Here is a 12,456-nt window from a genome sequence, read left to right as displayed (position 1 = left end):
GCCTCCTCTTATCTGCCGCCGGTCACATAAAGGCACTGGCCCGTCACCCAGCTTGACGCGGGCGAGGCCATGAACACCACCGCGGCGGCAATATCCTCGGGCTCGCCATAGCGGCCCATCGGAATACCGATCATCGCCAGCAGCTTCTCGCGCTTCTCGTCGGTATCGGTGCCCATGCATTCGTCGAAATTCTCGGTCGGCACCGGGCCGGGAGCCACGGCATTGACGCGGATCTTCGGCGCGAGTTCGACCGAAAGCGTGCTCGTCAGGCTGTTTACCGCCGCCTTGGCCGCGCCATAGGGGCCGTTCTTGACCTGCGGGCCGAAAGCCGCGCGCGAGGAGATGTTGATGATCGCCCCGCCGCCCTCGCCCATGTGGCGCGAAGCGACGCTCGCCCCCATCCACACCGCCTTCAGATTGAGCGCGATCTGCGCGTCGAAATTGGCCTCGGGCGTGCGGGTGAGATAGCGCGGGGTGGCATCGGGAATGCCGCCCGCATTGTTGACCCAGATGCTGAGCTTCCCGAGCTGGCTGACGGTTTGCGCGGCCAGATATTCGAGCGCGTCAGGATCGGTCGCATCGGTCGCCAGCGGCAGGGCGCGGCGGCCCAGCGCGGTGATCTCGGCCGCGACCGCATCGAGATCGGCCTGCGTGCGGGACGCCAGCGCCACGTCCGCGCCTGCCTCGGCCAGCGCGATCGCGATCGCCCGCCCGATGCCCTTGCCCGCGCCTGTCACCACCGCCACTTCACCGTCGAGCCGGAACCGGTCGAGAATCCCCATCGCCTTGCCTCCATGGCCATCATGGCCCTGGCGCCAACCCTAGGGCGGCGAGGCGCGAGCGACACTGGCGCTTCCAATAGGCGTGATCAGCTTGCGGGCGTGATCCGGAAGAGCCTGCCGCTGCCGCTATTCGGCACCTCCACGAAGCCTTCGGGCACGGTGTAACGTTCGGGCCGGTAGCCGACGATCCAGACATGGGTGAAGGCATTGCGCGGCAGCTTGGTGAGGGTCTTGCTGACCGGAGGCAGCACCGATGGCCCGCAGGCATCGCTCAGCACCAGATGCGAGGGGTCCTTCACGAAGCGCCCGCCTTGCGCGTAGTGCACCCGCATCGGGTTGACCCCGGGCTGCTGCCACTGATCATTGACGAAGGCATTGCGCCGCGCCAGCGCCGCGCCGGCGGCATGATCGAGCACGGGAAGGGTCCAGCGCACCTGACACGGCTTGATCACGAAGAAGGCAACCCGCGCGCCCTTGGGCATATTGTCGAGCGCCGGCAGCGCGGCGGCGAAGGCGCGGTCCTGCACCACAAACCCCGCGCTGGTCACTGCCATGCGCACCCCGAAGAAGACGAGCGCGATCATGCCTGCAATCTTCAGTTCGCGCGCGCCCACTCGCGCGGTGCTGATCGCCACCAATCCCAGAGCGATGCCATAGGGCAGCAGGCGCATGTCGGCGAAGGCCGAGCCGAACACCCAGCTCGGCAGGATCAGGAAAAAGGCCCCACACAGTGCCGCCGCAATGCCGACCCCGGGATCGAACCGCGCCGTCTTGCTCAACCGCACCCAGTAAATCAGCCCCGCCACAATCGCGAGCGCGCCGATATCGAGCACCTTCCACACGCTGCGGAAGGGCGAATAGGCCCAGATCAGCTTGAATGGCAGCGACCAGCCCCCCAGCCCCGCGCCCGAGCTTTCCGCGCGCCAGATCACCATCGGCACCACCGGCAGCAGCAACGGGCAGCAAGCGCCCAGAATGCGGGCAACCGCGCGCACGGGATGCATCCTTGCCGCCCAGACCTCGGCCAGCATGGTCGATCCGGTCAGCAGGCCGAGGAAAGCCCAGCCATAGGTGTGGCACACCCATATCGCCGCGCCTGCCACCAGCAGCCACAGGCGCGCCAGTCCCTCGCGCCCCGTCCGGTGCATCCGCAGCCACGCGACATAGGCCAGCAGCGCGAGGCCCATCGACAGCGAGTAATTGATGAAGCCGTAGTTGAAGGGATAGCCGTAAAGCAGCGGGATCGCCGCCAGCGCAAAGGGCGTGACGCGGCCATGGATCTCGCGGCTCACCAGCATCAGCCCCAGCGCGCCGAGCAACTGGGTGAGGATCACCACCGCATGGACCGATCGCTCCAGCCCCAGCAAGGGGTGGAGCACCTCGACCAGGATGTCACCGCCCAGATTGCCGATCAGCTTCCACTCATAGGAATAGAACGGCTGGAGCTCGGGCCGCTGGGCCAGCTCGGTCTGCACCGCAAAGCGCCCCAAATGGCCGTAGAGATCAACCAGCGGCGGGAAATCGACCAGCAGCAGAGGCAGGATCGCGATGAGGCACACGACCAGCATCGCCGGCCAGCGATCGAGCCAGCCGAACGCCTGTGGCGTGCCACCGGAGGGCACGGGGGTGAAAAGGGCAGCGTTGGTCATTCCGGGGTGGAGGCTTTGAACACGAAGAGCTGCGAGAGGACGAAGAAGATCACGATATAGGCGGCCAGCGCCGGCAACTGCGCCAGCGGGCTATCCGCGCCCAGCACGGGCTGCACCGCCCTTAGCACCGCGACATTGGCCCCGTAAGCCACAGCAAAGGCAGCAAGGAACTTCGCCACCTCGCGCCCGCGCACCGCGCCGGTCACGCCGAACACGAAGCGGCGGTTTAGGGTGAAGGACAAGACCAGCCCCACCGCATAGCCCGCGGCATTGGCGGCCAGCCCGCTCATCCCCGCCCACAGCCCGCCGAAGATCACCGCCCAGCCCACGGCCGAATTGGCAAGGCCGGTCAGCCCGAAGCGGAACAGGCGTGCCAGCATCGGATCAGCGCGCGACGAGGCAGTATTGCGCGCCGAGCGGCAGCCAGCCGAGCGCACGCTCCAGCGGCCGCAGCGCGCTGAGGAAGCCAGGGAAGAACAGCATCCAGCGCAGGCTCACATCGGTAAAGCCCGCAGCACGGAACCGGCGCTGCATTTCGGGCGCGGAAATCAGCACGGCATTGGCATCAAACGGGCAGGTGCGCACCGCGTGCTGGGTCGCCGGGTTCCACGGATTGTGCTCGAACAGCATGAAGCGGCCTGCGGGCGTGAGTGTCCGGCGGATTTCCGAGAGCAGGCGGATGTGATCGGCTTCCGGAATGTGGTGGAACACGCAGGCCGTGAAGACGAGATCGAAGCTCGCGTCCGCAAACGGCAGGGTCTGCCCGTCGTAGCACACCGTCTCCAGCGGACGCACAGCGCGCGCGGCGCAGTGGGTGAGCGAGCGGGCTGATACGTCGAGCGCGGTGACCTGCGCCTCGGGGAACTCGGTTTGCAGGTGCGGGATGCAATTGCCCCGCCCCGCGCCGAAATCCATGATCCGCTGCGGCGCAAGCCCGCTCGCGGCCATCGCGCGGGCGGCTTCGCGGGCCTTGTAGGCGGCGAAGAAATCGGGGTCCTCGCCGCTCAGCTTTACCGAAGCTGCGTGCTGGGCATCATATTCATCGACATAGGCGTCGAACTCAGCTTGCGACACGGATCACCTCGCTCGGCTCGGCGGCAGCGGTGGCGACCGGATGGCGGCGCACTTCGGCGATGATGAACAGCGGGCGGTGCTTGCCCTCCATGTACATCCGGCCGAGATATTCGCCGAACACGCCCAGCACCAGCAGCTGGACCGAGCCCATGATCAGGATCAGCGCGGCAAGGCTCGCCCAGCCCTGAACCGTGCCGCCCTGCAGCCACACGGCCACGATCAGGCCGAGCGAAACCAGTCCGGCCAGCCCGAACAGCATGCCCAGGTGCGAGGCAAACCGCAGCGGCACCACCGAGAAGCTCGTCACCGCGTCGATTGCCAGGGCCACCATCTTGCGCAGCGGATAGTTGGTCTCTCCGGCAAAGCGCGCATCGCGCTCGTAGGGGTAAGGCACCTGGCTGAAGCCGATGAAGCTGACGAGACCGCGGATGAAGCGGTAACGCTCGGGCATGGCATTCAACTGCTCGACCACGCGGCGCGTCATCAAGCGGAAATCGCCGGTGTCGGGCGGAATGTGGGTGTCCACCATTTTGCCCAGCATGCGGTAGAACAGCGCCGCCGTGCCGCGCTTGAAGGCGGTCTCGCCATGGCGCTTGATGCGCTGGCCATAGACCACGTCATGCCCCTCCCGCAGTTTGGCGAGCATCGGGCCGAGCAGCTCGGGCGGGTCCTGCAAGTCGGCATCGAGCACGAAGATGAGCTCGCCGCGAACGTGATTGAGGCCGGCGGTCAGCGCCAGCTGGTGGCCGTGATTGCGCGCCAGATTGATCGCGACGATGCGCGGATCACGCTCGGCATGGGCACAGATCCGCGCCCAGCTGGCATCCTTCGAGCCGTCATTGACGAGGATGAATTCATAATCCTCGGCGAAGATTTCGCGCGCAGCCGCGCTCACCCGGGCGACCAGCGCGTCGAGCCCGGCATCCTCGTTATAGACCGGGATCACCACCGACAACGCGCACGAGCCGGATGCTGTCTGCACAAACTGCGACATTCTGCGCCTCCTGAAACCTCGCCAAATCGTAGCCAAGAATGGTCAATACCCGGTTACCGGGCGCCCCATGCCTGCCGCGCTTACCAGTGCGCGGCAAATGCTGCACCTGCGTTATTCGAACGGGCGGCGCTATCAACAGGAAAGATGCATCCGGCCCGGAAAACCCCCGGAATGTTCCACGTGAAACATTGCGCTCGGCCCGCCCATGGCGGGGTCATCTCGGGGTAATCGGCACCCCAAATGCAGCAATGGAGAGGCTGGCAACCCGCTCCGGGCGCCAGCCTCCCCCGTCATCCCGAAGTGGGGGGAAGGGATGACGGATTACGCGGGCACCGCTGCCACGGCCCAACCCTCGCCGATCCGCACGCTCCCAGCGCCGAGCATTGCGCCCAATGTGCGACGGGGGGACGCGGAGGCAGTCTGGCGGTTGCGCATCTGCATACGGCGCTTCTCGTTCTCGCGCTGGCGTTCGCGCTGGAGCCGCTCGACCTGATCGATCCGTCCGGCAAGGCCTGCGCCATTGATGTTCTGGATCTCCAGCCCCGGGAAAGCATTGCATTCGAGCACCTGCGCGCCGCGGGTGGCATCGATCACGATATCGACCCCGACATAGCCGAGGCCCAGCGCGCCCGAGCAGCGCCGCGCCGCGTCGACCGCTTCCTGCCAGTGCGGGATCCGCTCGCCGATCAGCGGCAGGCCGGTCGAGGGGTGCTCCCACACCTCTTCCTGCCCCGTCACCGCGCGGAAAATCGCGCCATCGCGGAAGTCGATCGCCGCGCCGACCGCGCCCTGGTGCAGGTTGGCGCGGCCGCGCGATTCCACCGTCGGCAGGCGGGTCATCGCCATCAGCGGCACGTCGCCCAGGCAGATGATGCGGATATCGGGCAGGCCATAGGGCACCAGCCGCGCAAAGCCCGCATGGGTGCGGATCAGCGGCTCGAACAGGGCCGCATCGGTGTTGCTGCCTTCCAGCGACAATTCCCCGGGCAATGATGCGGGTGAGATGGGCGCGCAAGGCGGGCACCGTCAGCGCCTCGCCATTGAGCTGGCGCCAGCTGCCGTCTTCATTGAGCCCGTCGACCAGGATCACCCCCTCGCCGCGGCGCCCGCGATTGGGCTTGACCGCAAAGGCATGGGGCAGGCTGGCGAAATCGAAGCTGGCGGCCTCGGCTTCGCTGGAAATCAGCGCGAGGGTCGGGGGAACCGGCACGCCTGCCTCTGCCAGCCGCTGCTTGGTCTCGAACTTCTGGTTGACCCCCTTGATCGCTTCACGCGGGTTGAGGCGGGCAATCAGGGCATTGCGGCGGTTCATTCCGAGCACAGGCATCGTCAGTTTCCTTTGGCAGCCGCGGCAAAGCGCGACATTTCGGAGAGGCGCAGGCCGTTGTAGCGGCCCAACAGGATGGTCAGCACGATGGCGCTGGCCGGGATTGCCAGCGGATGCAGGCTGGAGACGTCGACGATCAGCGGCGAGGCCACCAGCGCCTGGATCATCAGCGCCACGGCCAGCGTGGTCGCGGTCATCTTCATGGCCTGCTTCGGCCCATCGGATTCCCACGCATTCCACCAGCGTTCGACCACCAGTGCCGTCACCACCACCGGGAAGGCGCTGATCAGCACCAGCCGGTCAAGCTGCAGCGCCAATGCGCCCAGCGCGGTGACCACGATAGCGATCAGCGTGCCGAGGAACGCCACCCGCGACAGGCCCAGCTGGCGCAGGGCAGGCGCGGCGGCCATGCCGACCAGAATGGCTGCGGTCGAAATCGTCGGTCCGGCAATCGGGCCCGACTGGAGATAGGCCAGCGCCAGCAGCATCGGCGTGAACAGGCCGAAGGTCTTCCAGCCCAGCACCGAACGCACGAACACCACAATCACGGCCCCCATCGGCAGCGCCAGCAGCAGGTGCAGCTGCGGCAGGTCCCAGGGCCGCGAGGGATCGCCGAACACCGCATGGACGGCCTTGCTGACCAGCGTATCGGCGGTGTCCGTCGTCAGAACATTCGACACAACACGGGGCGTAAATTAGCGGAGTGCGGGCCTCGTCCGGGGGTTGATGTTACGCGGCGAGGTTGCGGTGTTGCAAGCGCCGATGTTCGATGGTCTGTCGCTTGATCCTTTCACGCTGTTTGATGATGGCTGGGGCCCTGCCGAAGTAGGCGTCGGCGGGTGTCACGTTGGACAGCGCTTCGTGATAACGCTGGTGGTTATAGTGCTCGACGAAGGCCTCGATCTGGGCCTCGAGGTCGCCGGGCAGGAAGTAGTTCTCCAGCAGGATGCGGTTTTTCAGGGTCTGGTGCCAGCGCTCGATCTTGCCCTGGGTTTGCGGGTGCATCGGGGCGCCGCGCACGTGGCTCATCTTGTTGGCCTCGATGTATTCCGCCAGTTCTCCCGCGATGTAACTGGGACCATTATCGCTGAGCAGCCTTGGCTTGTGCAGCACCGTGGCGCTGTCGCAGCCGGAAGCTGCCAGGGCGAGGTCCAGCGTGTCGGTCACATCCTCGGCCCGCATGTTGGTGCACAGCTTCCAGGCGATGATATAGCGCGAGAAGTCGTCGAGCACGGTGGAGAGATACATCCAGCCCCACCCGATGATCTTGAAGTAGGTAAAATCGGTCTGCCACATCTCGTTTGGCCGGGTGGTCTTGGTATGGAACGCATCAGCCGCTTTCACCACGACATAGGCCGGGCTGGTGATTAGGTCGTGTGCTTTCAGCAGGCGGTAAACCGTGGCTTCGGACACAAAGTATTGGCGTTCATCGGTAAATCGCACGGCCAGTTCGCGTGGGGACAGCTCGCTGTAATCCAGCGCGAGTCCGACGATCTGATCCTGCACCTCAGGCGCGATGCGGTTCCACACCCGGCTCGGCGCGGAGGGCGATCTTCCAGCGCCTCCGGCCCGCCCTCGAGATAGCGGTCATACCAGCGGTAGAAGGTCCGACGGGCGATGCCCAGCTTGTCGAGCGTCCGCTTGGCGGGCAGGTGGGACTGCTCGACGACCCTGATGATCTCAAGCTTCTCGGATGCGGGATACCTCATTCTTCGCCCTCCCCATCCGCGATCATGCTTTTTTTCAGCAGACGGTTTTCGAGCGTCAGGTCCGCAACGCATTCTTTGAGGGCACGGGCCTCGCGGCGCAGATCCTGCACTTCGCCGGTGGTTGCGGCACGAGCAGTATCACCGGCAAGTCGGCGCTTGCCCGCTTCCATGAACTCCTTCGACCAGGTGTAATACAAGCTCTGGGCGATGCCTTCCTTGCGGCAGAGCTCGGCGATGCTGTCTTCACCGCGTAGCCCATCGAGCACGATCCGGATCTTGTCTTCAGCCGAGAAATGACGACGGGTCTGCCGCCGGATGTCCTTCACAACCCGCTCAGCGGGGGGCTTTTTGGGTGCCGATTTTTTCAAGGAGGATTGGGTCTTCATCTTCGTTCCTTCGTCACTACGACGAAGCCCCAACCCTCCTTAAATCACAACCTCAAATCTGTGCCATTGGTGCTGACGGGGGACACCGGTGACGATGATTTCCTGACCGGCAACCGGCTCGGCTTCATCAGCGGCCGCGGGAGCCGGATCGCTGGCCTGTGCCAAAGCGGCGGCGGGCAACAGCGCCGTCAACGAGACTCCGGCCGCAGCCAGTGCGAGAAACTGCTTCATTGATCCTCTCCTCACCTGAGCCCCTTGTCAGGGCTTCGTGGGAGGGGACGTATCAGTGCCGTGCGATCAATACAACCCATTATGAGTTTTAAAAGAGTGGTTATGTTGCCCGTTTGCATCAATTCTGCAATTAGAGGGCCATGATGACCCCGTCCGTCAGCGACATTTTCCAGCGGCCGTCCGAGAGCGAAGCGTCCATTCTCAGCTACGTTCTGCGCAATCAGGGGACGATCCAGCCTGAGATCGCGCGCGATTGCGGATTGTCGCAGCAGACGGTCTCGCGGCTGGTCAACGAGCTGGTCGATCGCGGCGCGCTGGCGCTGGGGCAGCGCAAGGCGAGTGGCCGGCGCGGCCAGCCCAGCGTCTCGCTATCGGTCGCGCCCGAATATGCCTATTCGCTCGGCGTCGCGCTGATGACCGATGCGATGTCGGTGCTGCTGATGGATTTCGCCGGCAACGTGGTCGATTACGAATATATCGCCATGCCGGTGATGACCCGCCGCGCGGTGTTCGAACGCTTTGGCGAGGTGCGCGCGCGCTTCATGGAGGAAACCCCGGCCGCGCGCGAGCGATTGACGGGCGTCGGGATCGGGATCTCGGGATACTGCCTCGACGGCAAGTCGCGCTACAACCCGCCGCGTTCGCTCGACGACTGGGCGATGGTACCGATCGACGAGCTGTTCAGCGATGCGCTGGGCCTGCCCGCATGGGTCGAGAACGACGCCAACGCTGCAGCCATCGGCGAGAGCTTTCTGGGCGCGGGGCGCGATCATGCCGATTTCGTTTATGTCTTCATGGCAGCAGGGCTTGGCGGCGGGGTGGTGATCAATCACCGGCTGATGCGCGGCAAGCACGGCAATGGCGGCGAGCTCGGCCTGATCCTGCCGTGGCGACTGTTCCAGCTGCCGACGCTCGAAACCCTGCTCCAGTCGATCCGCAAGGCGGGGGTGAACGTCGATGGCATCTCGCAGATGCTATCCCAGTTCGATCCCGATTGGCCGGGGGTGGACGCGTGGATCGAACAGAGCCGCGATCCGCTCTCGCTGATCGCATCGGCAATTGCCGCGCTGCTCGATCCAGATGTGATCGTGCTTGGCGGACGCCTGCCGCGCTCGCTGGCGCACAAGATCATCCCCGCGATCGAGCTGTTCGACGATGCCCGCCGTCAGGAACCGCGCCCCTTGCCCAAGCTGATGGTGTCGCAGACGCAGGTCGATGCCTGCGCGATCGGCGCGGCGATCCTGCCGCTGGAAAAGACCTTCTTCACCAGCATCATCTGACGCGCGGCGCAGATCAGGCCACCAGAGCCAGCTCGGTCGCCTGCTTGATCGCCTGCTTGGCATCGAGCTCGGCCGCTTCATAGGCCCCGCCAATCAGCACCGGGTTCGCGCCCTTGGCCACCAGTTCGTCATGCAGCGCGCGGGCCGGGAGTTGTCCGGCGCACACGATGATCGTATCGATTTCGAGCACCTGCGGCTCGCCCTCGATCCTGATGTGCAGGCCGGCATCATCGATGCGGTCATACTCGACCCCGGCGACCATCTTCACCCCGCGCCGCTGGAGCGTGAGCCGGTGGGTCCAGCCGGTCGTCCGGCCCAGCCCCTTGCCGACCGAGCTGGTCTTGCGCTGGAGCAACCACACCTCGCGCCCGCTCGATTGCACCACCGGGGTGACCCCGGTGACACCGCCGCGCGGGTGGTTCTTGAAGTCGATGCCCCACTCTTTCGCAAACACCTCGACATCGAGCGCGCCCGAGGGGCCGGCGTGGGTGACGAGTTCGGCGACGTCGAAGCCGATCCCGCCCGCCCCCATGATCGCGACCCGCTGGCCGACGCTCGCCGTGCCTCGGATCACATCAATGTAGCGCACCACCTTGGGGTGATCGATGCCGGGGATTGCCGGCCTGCGCGGCTCGATCCCGGTGGCGATGATGATCTCGTCATAGCCGCCCACCAACAGATCGTCCGCCGACACACGGGTATTGAGGCGCAGGTCCACCCCGTGCTTTTCGATCATCCGCCCGAAATAGCGCAGGGTCTCGTAGAATTCCTCCTTGCCGGGAATGCGCTTGGCGAGGTTGAACTGCCCGCCGATCTCGCCTGCGGCATCGAACAGGGTCACGCTGTGACCTCGCTCGGCAGCGAGGGTGGCATAGGCGAGCCCCGCAGGCCCGGCGCCGACCACGGCGATGCGCTTGGCCGCCTTCGCAGGCGCCAGCGTCAGCTCGGTCTCGCGGCATGCGCGGGCGTTGACGAGGCAGGAGGTCTCGCGCCCCGTAAAGGTGTGATCAAGGCAGGCCTGATTGCAGCCGATGCAGGTGTTGATCTCGTCCTCGCGGCCTTCGAGGGCCTTCTTCACCAGCTCGGCATCGGCCAGCATCGGGCGCGCCATCGAGACGAGATCGGCATCACCGCGCGCCAGCACCGCCTCGGCAACATCGGGCATGTTGATGCGGTTGGAGGTGATGACCGGAACCGAGACTTCCTTGCGCAGCCGCCCTGTCACCTGCGCAAAGGCGGCGCGCGGGACCATGGTGGCGATGGTCGGCACAAAGCTTTCATGCCAGCAGAAATGGGTGGAGATGACGTCCACGCCTGCCGCTTCCAGCGCGCGGGCGAGGCTCGCGACCTCCTCCCACGCAAGGCCGCCTTCGAGCATGTCCATCGCCGAGATGCGGAAGATCAGCACGAAATCCGGGCCGACCGCCGCGCGGGTGCGGCGCACCACCTCGAGCGGGAAGCGCATCCGGTTTTCCCACGATCCGCCCCATTGATCGGTGCGCAGGTTGGTCTTTTCGACGAGGAAGGTGGAGATGAGATAACCCGCCGAACCAATGATCTCGACCCCGTCATAGCCAGCTTCCTGCGCCAGCGCGGCGCAGCGGGCGAAGGCGTCGATCTGCTCCTCGATCCCCGCCTCGTCGAGCTCGTTTGGGGCATAGCGGCCGATGCGCGATTTCACCGCCGAGGGCGCAACCGCATCGGCCACGCCGGCGAGCGGGCCGGAATGGAGGATCTGCATGCAGATCTTCACATCAGGGTCGGCAGCGTGGACTGCCTCGGTCACCTCGCGGTGCATCGCAACTTCGGCAGGCCCGGTCAGCTTTGCGCCATAGCCGCCAGTGGGGTGCGGCGAGATGCCGCCGGTGATGATCATGCCGACGCCGCCCTTCACCCGCTCCACGAAATAGGCGGAAAGGCGCTTGGCGGGTTCAGGCCCATCCTCGAGGCCGGTATGCATCGAGCCCATGATGATGCGGTTCTTCACCACCTGGCTGCCGATTGTGAGGGGCGAGAAGATGTGCGGATACTTCGGGTGGGTCATGGTCGGTTCCGGCCTTCAGTCAGGAATGTAATCGGGGGCGCGCTTTTCGAGGAAGGCGCGCATGCCTTCGGCGAAATTGGGGCTGGCGGCGGTCATCACCTGGTTGCGGTTCTCGATCGCCATCGCCGCTTCGAGGCTGGCGGCATCGACTACCATGTTGAGGCCTTCCTTGGTCATCCGAAGACCCATCGGCGAGGCGAGGAGCATATCGTCGACATAGCTCTGCGCGGTGGCTTCGAGCTGATCATCGGCCACCACCTCGCTCACCAGCCCGCTCGCCAGCGCGCGCGGGGCAGTGATGAAGCGCCCGGTCAGCATCAGTTCCGAGGCGAGCGAAGCCCCCACGAGCCGCGGCAGGAAATAGCTCACCCCCATGTCGCAGGCGGACAGGCCGAGGCGGATGAAAGCGGCGTTCATCCGCGCGCTCTCCCCGGCGATGCGGATGTCGGCGGCGAGCGCAAATGCAAAACCTCCGCCGCAGGCTGCCCCTTGGACAGCGGCGATGATCGGCTGCGGGCAGCGGCGCATCCTGATGTAGACATCGGCCAGCAGGCCCTGAAAGCCGAACCCCCCGCCAAACGGCACTTGCGCCGGATCGCGCATGCCATGATCCTTGATGTCGAGCCCCGCGCAGAAGGCCCGCCCCGCCCCGCGCATCACCACGATGCGGGTGGTGCGATCATGGTAGAGCGCGCCGAAATAGTCATTGAGCTCGCGCGCCATTTCGGTGGTGATCGCATTGAGCGCATCGGGACGATCGAGCGTCAGCCAGTCGGTTGCCCCGCGCTTTTCCACCCTGATCGTCTGGTACTGCCCTGTCATCGCGCTCTCCGTCACCGCGTCTGCCCTCGCGGCCACTTTGCCGATGCTTCTAGCGGTCGCAAAGGACTTGTTGCTCTAGCAATTCGCGCAGGTGCATTTTGCCCGCTAAGGCGTCTTAGACAATACCGGCTCCGCCGCCGCAAAAGGGATCACGGGAT

General features: G+C 65.5%; 11 protein-coding genes and 2 pseudogenes. 1 reads left to right on the top strand and 12 read right to left on the bottom strand.

Translation table 11 applies throughout. The features are described from left to right. Positions 1-8: 8 nt before the first annotated feature. The 10 genes and pseudogenes from RSE14_RS13180 to RSE14_RS13140 form a co-directional block, all read right to left on the bottom strand. Positions 9-782, bottom strand: coding sequence for an SDR family NAD(P)-dependent oxidoreductase (locus tag RSE14_RS13180; protein WP_324074355.1), 774 nt, complete (start codon positions 780-782; stop codon positions 9-11). Between the two features lie 86 nt (positions 783-868). Then, the gene (locus tag RSE14_RS13175) at positions 869-2,431 is read right to left on the bottom strand and encodes a hypothetical protein (protein ID WP_324074353.1); all 1,563 of its coding nucleotides are present in this window, start codon (positions 2,429-2,431) and stop codon (positions 869-871) included. Beyond that, the gene (locus tag RSE14_RS13170; RefSeq protein ID WP_324074351.1) at positions 2,428-2,811 is read right to left on the bottom strand and encodes a GtrA family protein; all 384 of its coding nucleotides are present in this window, start codon (positions 2,809-2,811) and stop codon (positions 2,428-2,430) included. The genes RSE14_RS13175 and RSE14_RS13170 overlap by 4 nt, the downstream gene beginning before the upstream one ends. 4 nt (positions 2,812-2,815) lie before the next feature. Continuing rightward, positions 2,816-3,505, bottom strand: coding sequence for a class I SAM-dependent methyltransferase (locus RSE14_RS13165; protein ID WP_324074349.1), 690 nt, complete (start codon positions 3,503-3,505; stop codon positions 2,816-2,818). Further along, the gene (locus tag RSE14_RS13160) at positions 3,492-4,499 is read right to left on the bottom strand and encodes a glycosyltransferase family 2 protein (RefSeq protein WP_324074347.1); all 1,008 of its coding nucleotides are present in this window, start codon (positions 4,497-4,499) and stop codon (positions 3,492-3,494) included. The genes RSE14_RS13165 and RSE14_RS13160 overlap by 14 nt, the downstream gene beginning before the upstream one ends. 321 nt (positions 4,500-4,820) lie before the next feature. After that, on the bottom strand, positions 4,821-5,477 hold the full coding sequence (locus RSE14_RS13155) for a sugar-transfer associated ATP-grasp domain-containing protein (RefSeq protein WP_324074345.1): 657 nt from the start codon (positions 5,475-5,477) through the stop codon (positions 4,821-4,823). 31 nt (positions 5,478-5,508) lie between these two features. After that, a pseudogene (locus RSE14_RS14855) lies at positions 5,509-5,811 on the bottom strand (sugar-transfer associated ATP-grasp domain-containing protein); the annotation flags it as partial. 17 nt (positions 5,812-5,828) lie between these two features. Then, complete coding sequence (locus tag RSE14_RS13150; protein WP_324074344.1) at positions 5,829-6,506, bottom strand: 7TM domain-containing protein; 678 nt, start codon at positions 6,504-6,506, stop codon at positions 5,829-5,831. 49 nt (positions 6,507-6,555) lie between these two features. Further along, positions 6,556-7,921 (bottom strand): annotated as a pseudogene (locus RSE14_RS13145) (IS3 family transposase). A gap of 39 nt (positions 7,922-7,960) precedes the next feature. Further along, positions 7,961-8,152, bottom strand: a complete 192-nt coding sequence (locus tag RSE14_RS13140) for a hypothetical protein (RefSeq protein ID WP_324074342.1) — start codon at positions 8,150-8,152, stop codon at positions 7,961-7,963. A 140-nt stretch (positions 8,153-8,292) separates the two neighbouring features. Between RSE14_RS13140 and RSE14_RS13135 the strand changes: the two genes are divergently transcribed. Further along, entirely contained in the window at positions 8,293-9,432 is a 1,140-nt protein-coding gene (locus RSE14_RS13135) for an ROK family transcriptional regulator (protein WP_324074340.1), read from the top strand. A gap of 13 nt (positions 9,433-9,445) precedes the next feature. Here RSE14_RS13135 and RSE14_RS13130 read toward each other — a convergent pair whose 3' ends face one another. Together RSE14_RS13130 and RSE14_RS13125 are read right to left on the bottom strand one after the other, a co-directional pair. Beyond that, the gene (locus tag RSE14_RS13130) at positions 9,446-11,476 is read right to left on the bottom strand and encodes an oxidoreductase (RefSeq protein WP_324074338.1); all 2,031 of its coding nucleotides are present in this window, start codon (positions 11,474-11,476) and stop codon (positions 9,446-9,448) included. 15 nt (positions 11,477-11,491) lie between these two features. Further along, positions 11,492-12,298 (bottom strand): enoyl-CoA hydratase/isomerase family protein, encoded by an 807-nt coding sequence (locus RSE14_RS13125; RefSeq protein ID WP_324076925.1) that lies wholly within the window; start codon positions 12,296-12,298, stop codon positions 11,492-11,494. Positions 12,299-12,456 lie beyond the last annotated feature (158 nt).

This window comes from Erythrobacter sp., from assembly GCF_035194505.1.
Lineage (GTDB): Bacteria > Pseudomonadota > Alphaproteobacteria > Sphingomonadales > Sphingomonadaceae > Erythrobacter.
Note: the sequence above shows the minus strand (reverse complement) of the source record. Positions and strands in the feature narration are given on the sequence as shown.

What these genes read in the sequence shown, in the direction of transcription:
- RSE14_RS13160 (WP_324074347.1), bottom strand. Translation starts at nt 4,499, where the DNA reads ATGTCGCAGTTTGTGCAGACAGCATCCGGCTCGTGCGCGTTGTCGGTG.
- RSE14_RS13175 (WP_324074353.1), bottom strand. Translation starts at nt 2,431, where the DNA reads ATGACCAACGCTGCCCTTTTCACCCCCGTGCCCTCCGGTGGCACGCCA.
- RSE14_RS13140 (WP_324074342.1), bottom strand. Translation starts at nt 8,152, where the DNA reads ATGAAGCAGTTTCTCGCACTGGCTGCGGCCGGAGTCTCGTTGACGGCG.
- RSE14_RS13170 (WP_324074351.1), bottom strand. Translation starts at nt 2,811, where the DNA reads ATGCTGGCACGCCTGTTCCGCTTCGGGCTGACCGGCCTTGCCAATTCG.
- RSE14_RS13125 (WP_324076925.1), bottom strand. Translation starts at nt 12,298, where the DNA reads ATGACAGGGCAGTACCAGACGATCAGGGTGGAAAAGCGCGGGGCAACC.
- RSE14_RS13135 (WP_324074340.1), top strand. Translation starts at nt 8,293, where the DNA reads ATGATGACCCCGTCCGTCAGCGACATTTTCCAGCGGCCGTCCGAGAGC.
- RSE14_RS13180 (WP_324074355.1), bottom strand. Translation starts at nt 782, where the DNA reads ATGGGGATTCTCGACCGGTTCCGGCTCGACGGTGAAGTGGCGGTGGTG.
- RSE14_RS13130 (WP_324074338.1), bottom strand. Translation starts at nt 11,476, where the DNA reads ATGACCCACCCGAAGTATCCGCACATCTTCTCGCCCCTCACAATCGGC.